This is a genomic window from Streptomyces bottropensis ATCC 25435, assembly GCF_000383595.1.
GTDB classification, from domain to species: Bacteria; Actinomycetota; Actinomycetes; order Streptomycetales; family Streptomycetaceae; genus Streptomyces; species Streptomyces bottropensis.
Window position 1 is genome coordinate 2512174 of the sequence record NZ_KB911581.1, and the last position, 16424, is coordinate 2528597.

Sequence of the window (16424 nt, forward strand, 5' to 3'; positions counted from 1 at the left end):
TCCCGCACTCGCCGACGCCAGGGACTTGAGGACGTAAGGACTCGTACTTCATGACCGAACCGATACCGCAGGCGGTGACCTGGGCGCTCGCAGCCGCTCTCCTCACCACCGCCGTGCTCCTGCTGCGCCAGCGGGGCATCACCCGGCGGCAGCGCCGGAGGAACGCCGTCCTGGCCGACGACGTGCGGGTCCGCCAGGAGGAGCTGCGTCATCTCCTCACGGTCCGTCTGCCGGCCCTCGCCGACCACTCCGGCCGGCCCGGCCCGGCCGTGGGACCGCTCGACGGGCGGCTCGCCGAGACGGAGTTCGGCCAGAGCCTCGACGAGGTGCTGACCCGCTTCTCGGGGGCCGTCGAGCACGCGCGGACCCGTGCCGACCAGTCCGCCAAGGCCGCCCTGAAGGCCTCCATGCGCTCGATCCAGGCCCTCGCCAACGAACAGCAGGTCTCCATCTCCGAGATGCAGGACCGGCACGACGACCCCGACGTGCTGCGCGACCTCCTCGAAGTCGACCACACCAACGCCCAGTTCGCCCGCCGCGCCCAGGCCATCGCCGTACTCTGCGGTTCCTGGCCGGGACGGCAGCGCGCCACCTCCCCGCTCGTCGAGGTCGTCCGCGGCGCCACCTCCCGCATCCGTGACTACCGGCGCGTGCGCGTCCACGGCCAGGCCGACATCGCCGTGGAGAGCCGCGCCGTCGAACCGGTCGTCCTCGCCGTCGCCGAACTGCTCGACAACGCCGCTCGGCACTCCCGGCCCGACACCAGGGTCGAGGTCGACGTCCAGCACGTGCACAACGGCGCGTGCGTCGTCATCGACGACGCGGGCGTCGGCATGGACGCCCAGGCCGTACGACGCGCCACCGAGCTGCTCGACGGACACGGCGAGGTGGACGTCACGCGCCTCGGCGACCCGCCCCAGTTCGGCTTCGCCGTCATCGGGATGCTCGCCCGGCGCTACGGGTTCACCGTCTCCGTGGACACCCGCTCACCGTACGGCGGCGTCCGTGCCGTGGCGTTCCTGCCGACCGCGCTGCTCACCCACCCGGAGCCCGCCGCCCCGGAGCCGCCGGTCGGCCTGACATCCGGGACCGAGCCCGCCCCCCGCGCGACCCGCTCCGCCCACGCCCCCGAGACCGCCCCCGCGGACACCACCGAGGGCGGACTGCCCAGACGGCGCCGGCGCACCCCCCGGCGCACGGCCGCCCCCGAACCGCTGCCGGAGCACGCGACGGCCGAGGAGATCCCCGGCCGCTCACCCGAGGAGAACGCCCGCGTCATGGGCGCCTTCGCCCGCGGCACCCGCTTCGGCCGGGCGGCGGGACGCATCCTCGACGAGGACGAGTACGCCCCCGACCCCGCCGCGGACACCGGGCGGCCCACCCCCCACGAGAACGAAGGGACCCCCCGCGCATGATCGAGCCCACGACCAACGAGCTGGGCTGGATGCTCGACGACGTGCTGAAGGTCCCCGAGGCCCGCCACGCCATCCTGCTCTCCGCCGACGGCATGCTCCGCGCCCATTCCGCCGACATCGGCCGCGACGACGCCGAGCGGCTCGCGGCCGGGCTCTCCGGGCTGCAGTCGATCAGCCGCAGCACCGCCGAGTTCTGCGGCCCGTCGGAGAGTCCCTGGCGGCAGACCCTGATCGAGTTCGGGCACGGCTACGTCTTCCTGGTCGCGGCCGGCGAGGGCGCCTACCTCGCGGTGTCCACCGGCGACGAGGTCGACATGGAGTCGGTGACGTACCGCATGCACAAGCTCGTCGACCGGCTCGGCAGGCAGCTGTCCAGCCCGGCGAGGCTGGACACGGGCAGCAGGGCATGACGCCCCGCCGGCCCGCGGGACGTCTGGTGCGGTCGTACGTCGTCACCGGCGGCCGCTCCCATCCGACCCGCAACACCCTCGACCTGGTCACCCTGCTGATCGCCACCGGCGACCTGCCGCTCGCCGGTCTCACCCCGGAGAAGCGCCGGGTGGCGGAGCTGTGCCGCCCCGGCGCGCTCTCCCTCGCCGAGGTCGCCGGCCTGCTGTCCCTCCCGGTCAGCGTGACCAAGGTGCTGGTCGCCGACCTCATGGACAGCGGCCACCTCGTCACCCGCGCCCCGGTCCCGGCCGCCCGGCCGTCCGACGCCGGCATCCTCCAGGAGGTCCTCGATGGGCTCCGCGCCCGCCTCTGACCACGTCCATCTGCGGCCGACGGTGCGGACGGCGGCCAAACTGCTCGTCGTCGGTCACTTCGCGGTCGGCAAGTCCACGTTCGTCGGCACGCTCTCCGAGATCCGGCCGCTGCGCACCGAGGAGGTCCTGACCGAGGCGGGCGCCCTGATCGACGACCTGGCCGGCACCCGTGACAAGAGCACCACCACGGTCGCCATGGACTTCGGCCGGCTCACGCTCGACGACTCCCTCGTGCTGTACCTGTTCGGCGCGCCCGGCCAGCAGCGCTTCACCAGGCTCTGGCAGGACATGACCCGCGGCGCGCTCGGCGCGCTCGTCCTCGCCGACACCCGGCGGCTGTCCCACTCCTTCGAGGTGATGGGCGTCCTGGAGGACCTGGGGCTGCCGTACGCCGTCGCCGTCAACGACTTCGACGGCGCTCCCGTGCACGGGCTGGACGAGGTGCGTGAGGCGCTCGACCTGCTCGACGAGACCCCGCTGGTGCGCTGCGACGCCCGTGACCCGGACTCCTCCACCCGGGCCCTGATCGCCCTCGTCGAGTACCTGCTCAGCCGCGACACCGAGACCGAACCGGAGCCCGCGTGACTTCCGCACCGCCGTCCGGGCCGCCCCCGGGCTGCCCCGCCCACCAGCCCATGTACGGGCCGGAGTTCGCCGCCGACCCGGCCGCGTTCTACCGGCGGGCGCGCGCCCACGGACCCACCGCACCCGTCGAACTGGCCCCCGGTGTCCGGGCCACCCTCGTCACCTCCTACGACGCCGCGCTGCACGTGCTGCGCGGCACGGAGACGTTCGCCAAGGACGCGCGCCGCTGGAACGACCTCGCCGACGGCACGGTCCCCGCGGACAGCCCCGTCGTCCCGATGATGATGTACCGGCCCAACGCCCTGTTCTCCGACGGCGAGGAGCACCGGCGGCTGCGCGGCGCCATCACCGACAGCCTCGCCCGGGTCGAGCCCCACACCCTGCGCGGTTACGTCGAGCGCAGCGCCGACACCCTCATCGACCGGCTCGCGCCCACCGGCGGCGCCGACCTCCTCGGCGAGTACGCCCAGGTCCTGCCCCTGCTCGTCTTCAACCACCTCTTCGGCTGCCCGGCCGAGCTGGGGGTCAAGCTGGTCGAGGGCATGTCCGCGATCTTCGACGGGGTGGACGCCGAGCGGGCCGACGCGCTGCTCACCGCCACGCTCCTGGAGCTGGTCACGCTGAAGCGGAAGCGGCCGGGACCGGACGTGACCTCGTGGCTCACGCTGCATCCGGCGCGGCTCACGGACGAGGAGATGATCCACACCCTCGTCGTCCTCATGGGCGCGGGCACCGAACCCCAGCAGAACCTCATCGCCAACGCCCTGCGTCTGCTGCTGTCCGACGACCGCTTCGCCGGTGACCTGTCCGGTGGCAGCCTCCCCGTCGACGACGCGCTCGACGAGGTGCTGTGGACCGACCCGCCGATGGCCAACTACGCCGTGCACTACCCGAAGCGGGACGTGCTCCACGAGGGCGCGCTGCTGAGGGCCGGAGACCCGCTCGTCGTCTCCCTGGCCGCCGCCAACACCGACCCGGCCCTGGGCAACGACCGGCGGAAGGGCAACCGGGCCCACCTGGCGTGGAGCGCGGGCCCGCACAACTGCCCCGCCCGGAGCGAGGCCCGGCTGATCGCCTCGGTGGCGGTCGAAAAGCTCCTCGACCGCCTGCCGGACGTCGAACTCGCCGTACCCGCAGATGAGTTGGAGTGGCGCCCGGGCCCCTTCCACCGCGCCCTGTCCGCGCTCCCGGTGACCTTCCCGCCCACACCGGTACTCACCACCGCCGCTCCTCCCCCCACTCGCCCCGCGCCGGACCCGAACGCCCCCGCCCCCCGGCCCCCGGCTCCCACCCACCCACCGAGCGGCTGGACCCGACTGCTGTCCTGGTGGCGCGGGGAGTAGGCGAAGGTCAACGCTCGCCGGCTCCCGGCCGGACGGTCAGCCGGACCGTCCGGCCGTACGGCACCGGGCCTGTCGTACGGCGACATCGTCCGCACGGGCCCGCTCGCCCGTACGAGGAGGCGCTACACGACCGGGCGTCCGGCGGTCACCACGGCGCCGACCTCGCCGGACACCCCGTGGTCGCGCACGCCGGCGTACCCGCCGTCGAGGCCGACGGGGTGGAGGACACTCGCCAACGCCGTCCGGCGCACCACCGGCGTCCGTCACCGTCGTCCGCCTGTCAGCCCCGGCGGACCGGCAGCCGGCGGTGGCCGTTGGAGATGAAGGACTCCACGTGGCCCAACTCCTCGTCCGCCGCTCCCAGTTCGAGGGAAGGGAAGCGTGCGAAGAGGGCCGGGAGTGCGATGCGGGCCTCCAGACGGCCGAGCGGAGCGCCCAGGCAGTGGTGGACGCCGTGGCCGAAGGCGAGGTGCTCCTTGTCGGCGCGGGTGACGTCGAAGACGTCGGCGTCCTTCCCGTGGCGCTCGGGGTCGCGTCCGGCGGCCGCGTAGGCGGCCAGGATCGGTTCGCCCTTGGCGATCACCACCCCCGCGGGACCCCCGAACTCGGCGAGGTCGAGGTCCTCCACGGCGTAGCGCAGGGGCAGGCTGGCCACCGGTGCCTCCACCCGGAGCGTCTCCTCGATCACGTCGTCCCAGGTGGCGCGGCCCTCCCGGACGTGGGCGAGCTGCTCGGGGTGGGCCAGCAGGGAGTGCACGGCCCGGTCGAGGAGGTTGACCGTGGTCTCGTGCCCGGCACTGACCACCAGCACCAGGGTGTCGAGGAGTTCCTGCTCGCTGAGCCGGCCGTCGTCCTCGTCGCGGGCGGCGATCAGCCCGCTGGTGAGGTCGTCGCCCGGCGACCGGCGCTTGGCGGTGACGAGCTCGCCCAGCACGCCGTACATGCGCTCGTACGCGGCGGTCATCTCACCCGGCTCGGCGGAGGTGTCGAACAGCTTGTCCACCAACTCCCTGAGCACCAGCCCCCTTTCCTCCGGCAGGCCGAACAGCTCGCTGATCACCTGGATCGGCAGCGGGTAGCAGAACTCCTCCCGCAGATCGACCGTCCCGCCGCGCCGGAAGCCCTCCTCGACACGGGCGAGCAGTTCCTCGGTGATCTCCTCGACGCGCGGGCGCAGCGCGGCCGTCCGGCGCGCCGTGAGCGCCTTGGAGACCAGGATCCGCAGCCGTCTGTGGTCGCCGCCGTACGCGGTGAACATGTTCTGCACGGCGACCCAGGTGAACAGCGGCCACTCCGGGGTGATCTCGCCGGAGGCCAGCCTCGGCCAGTGCTGACGCGCGTCCTTCGACACGCGGGGGTCGGTGAGCAGCCGCTTGAGCAGGTCGGGGCTGCTCACCGCCCAGGCCTCGACATCGTGCGGCCCCGGAAGCACGACCCGGGTCGCCGGGCCCCGTTCGCGGATCCGGGCGGCCTCACCGTGGATGTCACGGCCGGTCGGGTCGATCACCAGGGGGCTGGGGTGGCCCATGGGGGGTCCTCCTGCGGTCGAAAGGAGTCCAACAGCGCAACGTACGAGCCCGGTCACGCTACGGCGCGGTGGCGGGGCCCGGCGAGATCCGGCACCGCGGGCTGCGTACAAGGGCAACTTCCCTGCGCGTACCCGCAAGTCGGGGTCCGGACCGGCTCCTAGGATCGGGCGCACCCCCATGAAAAGCCGGTGAGTGCCATGACTGTCAGCAGGGCCCCGCGCTGGATGTGCTCCTACAGCCGCGAAGTTCGCACCGTGCCGGCCGGTCGCTGGTGGACCGCCGTACGGGTGCCGGGCGCTCTCGGCGCCCTCGCTCTGCGGTCCCTCGGGGACGGGACGGGCGCCGTCATCGAGGACGGCTACGGCGGCATCATGTACTGGCTGGTCCCGCCGGGCGACGCGGCCGGCTGGCTCCTGCCCGGCGTACAGGTCCTCGACCGCGGCAGCCATGTGGCGGTCCCGCCCCTGCGCCGCACCTCGGGCCCCGGCCTCTACTGGCGCGTCCCGCTCTCCCACGAGAGCTACTGGACGGACGCCGAACGCCTGCGCGCGGCCCTGACGGAGGCGATCGTCACGACCCCCCGGAACAACAGAACCCCGCGCCCCGCCTGAGGGGACGCGGGGAACCGCGCGAACGATCACGGACAGGCACGCACCGGCGCGAAGGGTCCGTGCACGCCGTGTACGCCGTACACGCCGAACCGCCGGAACTAGCCGAGTTCCACGGCGTGCTTCTCGCTCTGATGTGCCGCCCGCCTGGCCGACCGCTTCTGCCGGGGTTCCTGATCCGGCAGCCAGCCGAAGGCCAGCGTGCTGCCCACGGCGCCCATCAGCAGGCCCACCATGAAGCCGCCGATGTTGGACGTGAGCCAGGTGCCCAGGGAGAGCATGATCCCGAGGATGGAGTAGAACAGCCGCTGAGTGGGGTTGAAGAGGATCAGCAACCCGCACACGATCATCAGCGAGGGCAGGAGGTAGCCCGCCAGACCCTGCATTCCGATCTTCAGGATGACCGGCAGCGGTGCCTTCATGGTCAGCAGGATCTCGGTGCCGCCCAGTGCCAGCAACACACCACCGGCGAACGGCCGGTTCCCCCTCCACTCCCGGTATCGGCTCACTTCGGGCAGCCCCCGCTCGTGAAGTTCATGTGCAGGTCGGGAAGCTTGAAGACGGCCGCGGTGGCGGCGTAGTTGTGCTGGTACAGGTTGTTGATGGTGACCGAGTCGGCCTGCTGGCCGTAGACACCGGGAGGACCCTGCTGGTCGACCTTGTCGAACGTGCTGGAGTCGCGGCCGATCTCGATGTTGTTGAACGAGGCGTCGCCCGAGATGTCGTCGGAGTCGATCGCCAGGTTCTTCACGCTCACCGGCGTGCCCTTGTTGCCAGCCGTGAGGACCAGCTGGATGCCGCCGAGGTCGACGCTCTGGCACAGGTTGGTCAGCTTGCCGTTCTTCACGACCGAGGTCACGACCAGCACCTGACCGCCGGTGTCACCCTCGTTCGGGCTGTTCTCGATCATGTGGTCGAGGGCACCGAACTGGGCGAAGCCCTGGCCCTCCAGCTTGTCCGCGGTGACCACGAACGGCATACCGGAGATGGCGAACTGGACACCCAGAGCGCCCTGCGCGGTGAGGATCATCAGACCCGCGGCGACCGCCGTGGCCGGCACCGCCATCACGGCGGCGCGCTTCAGGCGTACCCGCCCGCGTCTTCCGGACGCTTCGGGACCCTCGGGTCTTTCGTTGGTGGACGCCGTGGCGTCCGAGGACGAGGCCATGTGTGCTCCCTGGACTTCCATGTCATTGCAGGTGGGGCTTCGACGGCACGTTGTCCTGGCGCGGACAGCGGTTGCGGCGCGACGCCCCGGAGCACCTCCCGTAGGTGCAAGGGCTTACTTGCTACGCCGCAGTAGCCATTCGGGAAGTTACCGGTGGTTACATTCAGGGGTCAAGGCGCTTGTGGCAAAAGGATGTTGGTTGTGCCGCCCCTGTGAAACATGAACATCTCTCACCTTTGGTTTTACCATCACGCGCCGCGAATCCCGGCCGACCCCGTAGCGGTCATGGGTGAGCAACTTGCCTACGATCCCTTGACGTTGACTCTTCATCAGGTCTACAACTCATCGGGGTTTCCCCACGGATCCGTGGCGCCGGATCCGACGCGCAGCGCATGCCACCGTCCCGAACTCCCCGTCGCAGGCGGGGAGTGAGTGGTACCACCTGAACGCGCTGCGCGGCCCGACGCAGCACCACCCCTCGCCGTGGTGCCGGGCACGGTCGCCTTCCCTCCACTGGGCCGTGTCCGGACCCCGGCTGTCGCTGTCGCTGTCGATCCGTCACGTACGGAGAAGGCGTGTCACGGATCGGCGGCGACCGTACGGCGTCGTGCGGCATCGCCGCGCCACCCCCGCGCGAACGGTGTCATCCCGCGTCCCCTGTCCAGCCCCCTTCCTGAGGGCTGTCACCCGCACCTCGCGAGAGCCGTCACCCGCGGCCTCACTTCATGAGAAGAGGCACCCCCATGCGTACGCGATCCCTCCTTGCCCTCGCCGCCGGCACCGCCGCCCTGATGGTGTCCGCCGTCAGCCCCGCCTCCGCCGCCGACACCGTGCTCACCACCGGCGGCCTCGCCGGTGACGCCGTCGCGGTCGGCGACGTCCTCAACGCCTCGCTGGCGGCCGGCACGACGGGCAAGTTCTACTCCAGCGCGACGGGCACGAGCGGCGTCAGCTGTGCCGCGTCGACCTTCACCGCCACGGTCACCGACAACCCGGCCGCGCCCGGCACCGCCACCGAGCGGGTCGACGCCCACACCTTCGGCAGCTGCACCAGCAACGTCTTCGGTGTCACCGGCGTCAACAGCGTCACGGTCAACAACCTGCCGTACACCACGGCCGTGACCTCGGACGGCGTCGTCACGGTCAGCCCGGCGGCCGGCTCGGTCCTGCAGACCACGGTCGTGCTGCGCACCCTGCTCGGCACCATCAACTGCGTCTACCAGGCCCCCAGCATCACCGGCACCTCCAGCAACGACGACAACAGCATCAACTTCACCGCCCAGCCGTTCACGAAGACGTCCGGCTCGTCCCTGTGCTTCGCCACCGGTTACTTCACGGCGAAGTACGCGCCCGTCACGGACGCCGACCAGGGCAACGCGACGGTCTTCACGAACTGACCCGACCCACTGGACGTCGGTTACCGGTCCGGCGGCCGGTAACCGACTCGGCCGATGCGCTCCGGCGCCCGGTCGGCAGCGCGACTGTCCACCCGGTCAGTCGGCGATACGGGAGCGGCGCCTGCGTCCGCGGAGGAACAGGGCGGTGCCCACGGCGAGTACCAACGCCGTGGCGCCGCCCGCCACCAGCGGCACGGAGGTGCCGCTCCCGTCCGTCGTGGAGGCGACGGGAGTTCCGGGATCGGCCGCCTGCGCGTCGGCGCCCGTGTCCGGGGGCGGCGGCGCCTGCGTGCTCTCGCTCGGTGCCGTCGTGTCGGGCTCCGACGTCCCGGCGGCCGGCTTCTCGGCCCCGGCCTCCTCACGCTCCTCGCGCTCGTCGGGCGACTTCGGCGAACTCGCCCCGCCAGTACCGGAGTCGGCCCGCTTCGCCGCCGGGAACACCACGTCCGAGCACGAGTAGTAGGTGTCGACCGTGCTCGTGTTCTGCCAGATCGTGTACAGCACATGGTGCCCGGACCGGTCCGCCGGCAGCTTCGCCGAGAACCGGTACGAGCCGTCCCGCAGCGGCGGGTCCGTGACCGAGGCGAACGGTTTCCCGGGCAGATCGGACCAGGCCAGCGGCTTCGTGGGGTCGTACCCCGGTTCGGTCAGGAACAGCTTGAAGGTGCCGGTGTGCGGAATCGTCGACCGGTACGTCAGGTTCAGCGTGCTGCCGGGGGAGAGGCGGGTCGAGGGCCAGTCGGCGCGGGCCAGGTCGAGCCCCTTGTAGGCCGCGAGCCCTCCGCTGCACAGTTGCCCGTCCGGGACGACCTCCCGGTCCCGTCCGTTCACCCCGGCGACGCGCAGGTTGTCCCACGCGGTGAAGGGGGCGCCGTTCGCGGCGACCGCCGCCCCGCACGCCGCCGAGCCCTGGCCGCCGCCCTCGGGCGAGCACGCCGAGACCCGGCTCACCGGATCCGTCGGCGCGCCGTGCGCCCAGGCCGGGGTGACGGCGCCCGCGGTGAGGAGCAGCGGGGCCGCGACGACGGCGGCCGCCTTCGGGACCGCGACGCGGCGGCGACCGGTGCTGCGGCGGGCGGACAAGCGGTGCATCCGATACGTCCGATCCATGGGGGGTCGAGGGCTGACGGTCCACGGTGTCGTACGGGACCCGGGGGTGCCGCGTTCAACACGGCAGCCGTGTTCGACCGGTCGGATCCGGCCAGGTGCCGCGCGTCGGCCGTGCCTCGGCAAACCCGGCGAAGCGCCACATCGGGGCCCGACTCCCCCCTGGCATAGGGGAGTTCCCGAGGGGTCGAGGGTTTTCCCCGTATCCCCATGACCTGCGCCTTGCCTAATGTCATCGCACAGCCGAACCATAGGTAACCCCTGGTGGACGGCTCGCGCTCGGCCGGTCTTCAGCGCCGCCCCTTTCTGGACCCCCCGCCGCTTCGATGAAGAAGCGCTTCACTGCCGCTCCTCCCCTGACATGAGCAGGCCACGAAAGGCGAAGCCCTTGCGTTCCTCCACCACCCGTACCGCCGGCCGGAAGCTCATATCCGCCGCCGCGGTCTCCGTCGCCCTGGTGGCCGGTATGACCTCTTCGGTCGCCGTCGCCCAGACCCCCTCCGCCGAGGCGGACGCCGCGCCCGCCGTCGCCGGTGCCACCGAGGCCGCGCCCGGTACCACCGCAGAGCGTCTGATCGTCGGGTACAAGTCCGGCGCCGCCGAGGCCACGTCGAACAAGGCCGCCGACGCCGACGCCGCGGCCAAGGGCAAGGAGGCCGGCGAGAGCCTCGACTTCCAGCGCCGGCTCGGCAGCGGCGCGGCCCTGGTCGACCTGGGCGAGGACGTCACCAAGGCGGACGTCGCCGACGTCATCGCCGAGTACCAGGCCGACCCGCAGGTCGCCTATGTCGCTCCGGACCGCCTGAACAAGGCGCTGGCCACCCCGAACGACACCGAGTACAGCAAGCAGTGGGACCTCTACGAGGCCACCGCCGGCATGAACGTGCCCGGCGCCTGGGACAAGGTCACCGGCACCGGTGTGACGGTCGCCGTCATCGACACCGGTTACGTCGCCCACTCGGACGTCGCCGCGAACATCGTCGGCGGCTACGACTTCATCGCCGACACCGCGGTCGCCAACGACGGCAACGGCCGTGACAGCAACCCGGCCGACCCGGGCGACTGGACCGCGGCCAACGAGTGCGCCGCCGGTGAACCGGCCAGCACCTCCTCCTGGCACGGCACGCACGTGGCCGGCACCATCGCCGCCGTCACCAACAACAACAAGGGTGTCGCCGGTATCGCCTACGGCGCCAAGGTCTCCCCGCTGCGGGTCCTCGGCAAGTGCGGCGGCTACGACTCCGACATCATCGACGCCATCACCTGGGCGTCCGGCGGCACCGTCTCCGGCGTGCCCGCCAACACCAACGTCGCCAAGGTCATCAACATGAGCCTCGGTGGCGGCGGCGCCTGCACCTCCGCGACCCAGAGCGCGATCACCGCCGCCGTGAACCGCGGCACCACGGTCGTCGTCGCGGCGGGCAACAGCAACGCCAACGCGGCCAACTACTCGCCGGCCAGCTGCAACAACGTGATCTCGGTGGCGGCCACCAACCGCGCCGGCGCCCGCTCGTACTACTCCAACTTCGGCTCGGTCGTCGACATCGCGGCCCCCGGCGGCGAGACCCGTACGACCGAGTCGGGCGGCATCCTGTCCACGCTGAACGCCGGCACCGCCGGCCCGGGCACGGAGTCGTACGACTACTACCAGGGCACCAGCATGGCCGCCCCGCACATCGCGGGCCTCGCCGCGCTGGTGAAGTCGGCGAACTCCGCGCTGACCCCGGCCCAGATCGAGTCCGCGATCAAGACCAACTCGCGTGCTCTGCCGGGCGCTTGCTCGGGCGGCTGCGGCGCGGGCCTGGCCGACGCGGCCAAGACGGTGCAGGCGGTGACCGGTGGAGGATCCACGGGGGGCACCACCTTCACCAACACCACGGCCGTCTCCATCCCGGACAACGGCGCCGCGATCGAGTCCTCGATCGCCGTCACCGGCCGCACCGGCAACGCGCCCTCGACGCTCCAGGTCGGCGTGGACATCACCCACACCTACCGCGGTGACCTGGTCCTGACCCTGGTGGCCCCCGACGGCTCGACCTACCCCCTCAAGGCCTCCAGCTCCGACTCCGCCGACAACCTGGTCACCACCTACTCGGTGAACGCCTCCAGCGAGGTCGCCAACGGCACCTGGAAGCTGCGCGTCCAGGACGTCGCGGACGCGGACACGGGCCGCCTCAACAACTGGAAGCTGACCTTCTGATCCTCGGCCCCCGGGCCGAACCCCCGGCCGGACGGCCGGACCGCAGGACCGCCACCCCCCACTGCCGGCGGCCGACCGATGCGAGCGGGCATCGGCCGGCCGCCGGCTCCTGTACGGCGGGCGTTAGCGTATGCGTATGCCGACAGAGAAGCCCGAGGTGTCCGCCCACGTCCCGGCCCCGGTGATGTGCCCCCGCTGCGGGGCTGCGGGGCCGTCGGTGCGCACGGTCCCCGACGCCTGCGCCGATCCCGACTCCCGGCGCTCCGGTCTGTCCGACCGGCTCGCGAAGTCCCCGGGGGCGCATTCCAGGTTCGACAGCTTCACGCACTTCCTGGAGGGCATGGTCCTCGCCGGCATCGGCGCGGGCCTCGCCTACAGCGGTGTACAGAACGACAAACCCCTCTACACGGTCGGCGGCTCGGTCCTCGCCGTCCTCCTCTTCGCCGGCACCCTCTGGGTGATCCGCGGCGAGTCCCGCGAACGCGCCACCGTCACGGCGGGCGGACCCCGCGCCGAAGCCCTGTGGCGGCCCGCCCACCACTGCGCCTCCTGCGACTCGGTCTTCTACCCCGGCGGCAGCCCGTGGCCCGGCCCCCTGACGGCGGACCAGTTCCAGAAGTACGTGTGGACCGAGGCCGGCTTCCAGCAGCACATGGACGCGCGACTGACCGAGGTGGAACTCCCGCCCCGAACCCCCGCCGACCCGAGGGGCACCCACGGCCATGCCTGACGCCCCCGTCGTCCACAGCGACGACCCGGCCTCCTTCCCGCACAGCGTCCTCGCCGAACGGCACCCCGCCCTCCTGCGCAAGGTCCGGGACGCCACGCCCTACGGCCCCGAACAGCGCCAGGCCCTCGACGAGTTGCTGCACAACACCCTCCACGGCACCGTCGAACCACCGGCGGACGACGACTGGTGGGACACCTGGAACGTACGCCGCCACGCCGGCCGCTCCTGGTTCACCCTCCCCTTCCTCGTCGCCGAGAGCTGCTTCTACCGCCAACTCCTGCGCGCGGTCGGTTACTTCGGCCCCGGCCCCTGGCAGGGCGTCGACCCGTTCCGCCCCTTCAAGCTCGCCGAACTGGACACCCCCGAAGCGGCCGCCGAACTCACCGCCCTCGGCCCCCTGTCGAGCCGGCCCCTCCCGGACCAGCTCAAGGCGCTCCTCCACGGCTCCCTCTGGGGCAACCGCGCGGACCTGGGCTTCCGCCTCCAGACCGAGCGGGACGGCGAGGCCTCCGCCGCGTCCCCCCTGGTGGCGGACGACACCGAGCCGCTGCTCTCCCTGCTGACGGACGGGACCGGAACCTCTGCCGGGCGCACCCTCTGCCTGGTCGCCGACAACGCCGGCCGGGAACTGATCCCCGACCTCCTTCTCGTCGACCATCTCCTCACCCACGGTCACTTCGCCCGTGCCGTCCTGCACCTCAAGCCGTACCCGTACTTCGTCTCGGACGCCACCACCGCCGACACCCTCGACGCGGTGCACCACCTGGTCGCGGCGAAGACCGACGCGGGGCACCGCCTGCGCACCGCCCTCACCGAGGGCCGCCTGACCCTGCGCACCCACCCCTTCTCCTGCGCACCCCTGCCCTACGCGGACATGCCGCCCGACCTCCACGACGACTTCGCCCGCGCCGACCTCACCCTGATGAAGGGCGACCTCAACTACCGCCGCCTGGTGGGCGACCGCCTCTGGCCTCCCACCACCCCCTTCACCGAGGCCACCGCCTACTTCCCCGCCCCGGTGGCCGCCCTGCGCACCCTCAAGTCCGACGTCATCACCGGCCTGACCCCCGAAACGGAAACGGCCCTCGTGACCGCCGAGGGCCGGCGCTGGCGCACGAGCGGGACGAGAGCGCTGATCCAGGTCCGGTCCTGACGGCGGCGCGGCTCCCGCCCCGCGTGGTCCGGCGGTGTGCGGCGCGCTCGGACTCACGTCCAGATTCACGCGATGGTGTGATCATGTGCCCCTGTCCGGATGCCCGCCGCGGGCCACGGGTAGGGCCCGGCCATGACGCAGCCGTTCGTACTTCCGCACTTCTACATGCCGTATCCCGCGCGGCTGAACCCCCACCTCGAAGAGGCCCGTGCTCATTCCTCCCGGTGGGCGCGGGAGATGGGCATGCTGGAGGGCTCCGGTGTGTGGGACCAGGCGGACCTGGACGCGCACGACTACGGCCTGCTGTGCGCGTACACCCATCCCGACTGCGACGCCCCGGCGCTCTCGCTCATCACCGACTGGTACGTGTGGGTCTTCTTCTTCGACGACCACTTCCTGGAACTCTTCAAGCGTTCCCAGGACCGTGCGGGCGGCAAGGCCCACCTCGACCGGCTCCCCCTCTTCATGCCGCTGGACCTCTCCACCCCCGTGCCCGAGCCGCGGAACCCGGTGGAGGCGGGCCTCGCCGACCTCTGGGCCCGTACGGTGCCGGCGATGTCGATGGACTGGCGCCGCCGCTTCGCCGTGGCGACCGAACACCTGCTCAACGAGTCGATGTGGGAGCTGTCCAACATCAACGAGGGCCGGATCGCCAACCCGGTCGAGTACATCGAGATGCGCCGCAAGGTCGGCGGCGCGCCCTGGTCGGCCGGGCTGGTCGAGTACGCGACCTGCGAAGTCCCGGCCTGCGTCGCGGAGTCCAGGCCCCTGAGGGTCCTGATGGAGACCTTCTCCGACGCCGTCCATCTGCGCAACGACCTGTTCTCGTACCAGCGTGAGGTCGAGGAGGAGGGCGAGAACAGCAACGGCGTGCTCGTCCTGGAGACCTTCTTCGGCTGCGGCACCCAGCAGGCCGCCGAGACGGTCAACGACATCCTCACCTCCCGGCTGCACCAGTTCGAGAACACCGCGCTCACCGAAGTCCCCGGAATCGCCCTGGAGAAGGGCCTCACCCCGGCCGAGACCGCCGCCGTCGCGGCGTACACGAAGGGCCTTCAGGACTGGCAGTCCGGTGGTCACGAGTGGCACATGCGCTCCAGCCGCTACATGAACGAGGGGGCCGCCGCCTCGCGCGGCCCGCTCGACCTCGGCGGCACGGTCCTGTCCGGCCCCGCCCTGGTCGCCCGGGCCGGGTTCGGCACGTCCGCCGCCGACGTGGGGGCACTGCTCGCGACCGCCGCCGCGGAACGGCTGCGGGCGCACACGCATCAGCCGTACCAGAAGGTCGGACCGTCGCGACTGCCGGACTTCTTCATGCCCTTCCAGGTGGAGCTCTCCCCGCACCTGGACGGCGCCCGCCCCCGCCTCACCGCCTGGGCGCACGCGACGGGCATCCTCGGCGAGGGCGTCTGGGACGAGGAGCGGCTCGCCGCCGCCGACCTGCCCCTCTGCTCGGCCGGCCTCGACCCGGACGCCACCCCCGAGCAACTCGACCTCAGCTCCCAGTGGCTCGCCTGGGGCACCTACGGCGACGACTACTACCCCCTGGTCTTCGGCCACCGCCGCGACCTCGCCGCCGCCCGGCTGACCACGGCCCGGCTCTCCGACTGCATGCCCGTCGAGGGCGAGCCGGTCCCCCTCCCGGTGAACGGCATGGAACGGGGCCTGATCGACCTCTGGGCGCGGACGACGGCGGGGATGACCCCGGACCAGCGGCGCGGTCTGAAGGCATCCGTCGACAAGATGACGGAGAGCTGGGTGTGGGAGGTGTTCAACCAGATCCAGCACCGCGTCCCCGACCCGGTCGACTATCTGGAGATGCGCCGCGCCACCTTCGGCTCCGACCTCACCCTCAGCATGTGCCGGATGGGCCACGGCCCACAGATCCCGGAGGCGGTCTATCGCAGCGGCCCCGTCCGCTCACTGGAGAACGCGGCGATCGACTACGCCTGCCTCGTCAACGACGTCTTCTCCTACCAGAAGGAGATCGAGTACGAGGGCGAGGTCCACAACGCGATCCTCGTCGTGCAGAACTTCTTCGGCTGCGACTACCCGACCGCGCTCGGTGTGATCCACGACCTGATGACCCAGCGCATGCAGCAGTTCCAACACGTCGTGGCCCATGAACTCCCCGTCGTCTACGACGACTTCGGGCTGACAGAAGAGGCGCGCGACATCATGGGCGGCTATGTGACCGACCTGCAGAACTGGCTGTCCGGCATCCTCAACTGGCACCGCTCGGTGGACCGTTACAAGCCGGAGTTCCTGGCCCGCCGGGCCCACGGCTTCGTCCCGGACCGTCCCCCGGTCCTGTCCTTCGCGCCGGCGCTCACCGGCTGAGCCGCGCCGCTCCCGGCCGGACCGAGCCGCCCCGGGGTCAGGCCGGGTGGGGCGCCGCCGCCCGGGTCGCGTGCGCGACCGCGGC

General features: G+C 71.9%; 16 protein-coding genes. 11 read left to right on the forward strand and 5 right to left on the reverse strand.

The genetic code is table 11. The features are described from left to right. Positions 1-50 precede the first annotated feature (50 nt). Genes STRBO_RS0111060 through STRBO_RS0111080 form a run of 5 tightly spaced genes read left to right on the forward strand, consistent with a single transcriptional unit; the run spans position 51 to position 4107 of the window. Positions 51-1415, forward strand: a complete 1365-nt coding sequence (locus STRBO_RS0111060; RefSeq protein ID WP_005481948.1) for an ATP-binding protein — start codon at positions 51-53, stop codon at positions 1413-1415. After that, positions 1412-1825 carry a roadblock/LC7 domain-containing protein gene (locus tag STRBO_RS0111065; protein WP_005481949.1) on the forward strand — a complete coding sequence of 138 codons (414 nt, stop codon included), beginning with the start codon at positions 1412-1414 and terminating at the stop codon, positions 1823-1825. Before STRBO_RS0111060 ends, STRBO_RS0111065 begins: the two co-directional genes overlap by 4 nt. Beyond that, on the forward strand, positions 1822-2178 hold the full coding sequence (locus STRBO_RS0111070) for a DUF742 domain-containing protein (RefSeq protein WP_020665525.1): 357 nt from the start codon (positions 1822-1824) through the stop codon (positions 2176-2178). Before STRBO_RS0111065 ends, STRBO_RS0111070 begins: the two co-directional genes overlap by 4 nt. Beyond that, positions 2156-2764 carry a GTP-binding protein gene (locus tag STRBO_RS0111075; RefSeq protein WP_005481952.1) on the forward strand — a complete coding sequence of 203 codons (609 nt, stop codon included), beginning with the start codon at positions 2156-2158 and terminating at the stop codon, positions 2762-2764. The genes STRBO_RS0111070 and STRBO_RS0111075 overlap by 23 nt, the downstream gene beginning before the upstream one ends. 50 nt (positions 2765-2814) lie before the next feature. Then, positions 2815-4107 (forward strand): cytochrome P450, encoded by a 1293-nt coding sequence (locus STRBO_RS0111080; RefSeq protein ID WP_005481954.1) that lies wholly within the window; start codon positions 2815-2817, stop codon positions 4105-4107. Positions 4108-4229: 122 nt separating this feature from the next. On the opposite strand, the gene STRBO_RS45380 is transcribed toward STRBO_RS0111080, so the two are convergent. Both STRBO_RS45380 and STRBO_RS0111090 read right to left on the reverse strand, forming a co-directional pair. Next, a complete protein-coding gene (locus tag STRBO_RS45380) occupies positions 4230-4361 on the reverse strand; it encodes a hypothetical protein (protein ID WP_005481955.1) in 132 nt (43 codons plus the stop codon). A 26-nt stretch (positions 4362-4387) separates the two neighbouring features. Further along, the gene (locus STRBO_RS0111090) at positions 4388-5635 is read right to left on the reverse strand and encodes a cytochrome P450 family protein (RefSeq protein WP_005481957.1); all 1248 of its coding nucleotides are present in this window, start codon (positions 5633-5635) and stop codon (positions 4388-4390) included. 198 nt (positions 5636-5833) lie between these two features. Between STRBO_RS0111090 and STRBO_RS0111095 the strand changes: the two genes are divergently transcribed. Then, positions 5834-6247 (forward strand): hypothetical protein, encoded by a 414-nt coding sequence (locus STRBO_RS0111095; protein ID WP_020114197.1) that lies wholly within the window; start codon positions 5834-5836, stop codon positions 6245-6247. A 98-nt stretch (positions 6248-6345) separates the two neighbouring features. Here the strand turns inward: STRBO_RS0111095 and STRBO_RS0111100 are convergent, their stop codons facing one another. Both STRBO_RS0111100 and STRBO_RS0111105 read right to left on the reverse strand, forming a co-directional pair. Beyond that, positions 6346-6753: a DUF6114 domain-containing protein gene (locus tag STRBO_RS0111100; protein ID WP_334660138.1), complete on the reverse strand. Its 408-nt coding sequence runs from the start codon at positions 6751-6753 to the stop codon at positions 6346-6348. Beyond that, positions 6750-7412 carry a DUF6230 family protein gene (locus STRBO_RS0111105; protein ID WP_012999858.1) on the reverse strand — a complete coding sequence of 221 codons (663 nt, stop codon included), beginning with the start codon at positions 7410-7412 and terminating at the stop codon, positions 6750-6752. Before STRBO_RS0111105 ends, STRBO_RS0111100 begins: the two co-directional genes overlap by 4 nt. 743 nt (positions 7413-8155) lie before the next feature. On the opposite strand from STRBO_RS0111105, the gene STRBO_RS0111110 reads away from it, so the two are divergent. Beyond that, entirely contained in the window at positions 8156-8809 is a 654-nt protein-coding gene (locus tag STRBO_RS0111110) for a hypothetical protein (RefSeq protein WP_005481966.1), read from the forward strand. Positions 8810-8905: 96 nt separating this feature from the next. Here STRBO_RS0111110 and STRBO_RS0111115 read toward each other — a convergent pair whose 3' ends face one another. Further along, positions 8906-9901 (reverse strand): lytic polysaccharide monooxygenase auxiliary activity family 9 protein, encoded by a 996-nt coding sequence (locus STRBO_RS0111115; protein WP_020114198.1) that lies wholly within the window; start codon positions 9899-9901, stop codon positions 8906-8908. A gap of 403 nt (positions 9902-10304) precedes the next feature. Between STRBO_RS0111115 and STRBO_RS0111120 the strand changes: the two genes are divergently transcribed. The 4 genes from STRBO_RS0111120 (at position 10305) to cyc2 (ending at position 16339) form a co-directional block, all read left to right on the forward strand. Beyond that, positions 10305-12116: a S8 family peptidase gene (locus STRBO_RS0111120; RefSeq protein ID WP_005481968.1), complete on the forward strand. Its 1812-nt coding sequence runs from the start codon at positions 10305-10307 to the stop codon at positions 12114-12116. Between the two features lie 130 nt (positions 12117-12246). Then, positions 12247-12846, forward strand: a complete 600-nt coding sequence (locus STRBO_RS0111125) for a hypothetical protein (protein ID WP_005481969.1) — start codon at positions 12247-12249, stop codon at positions 12844-12846. Beyond that, the gene (locus STRBO_RS0111130; protein WP_005481970.1) at positions 12839-13999 is read left to right on the forward strand and encodes a damage-control phosphatase ARMT1 family protein; all 1161 of its coding nucleotides are present in this window, start codon (positions 12839-12841) and stop codon (positions 13997-13999) included. The genes STRBO_RS0111125 and STRBO_RS0111130 overlap by 8 nt, the downstream gene beginning before the upstream one ends. 132 nt (positions 14000-14131) lie before the next feature. Continuing rightward, the gene (gene cyc2, locus STRBO_RS0111135; RefSeq protein ID WP_005481971.1) at positions 14132-16339 is read left to right on the forward strand and encodes a germacradienol/geosmin synthase Cyc2; all 2208 of its coding nucleotides are present in this window, start codon (positions 14132-14134) and stop codon (positions 16337-16339) included. Positions 16340-16424: the final 85 nt, after the last annotated feature.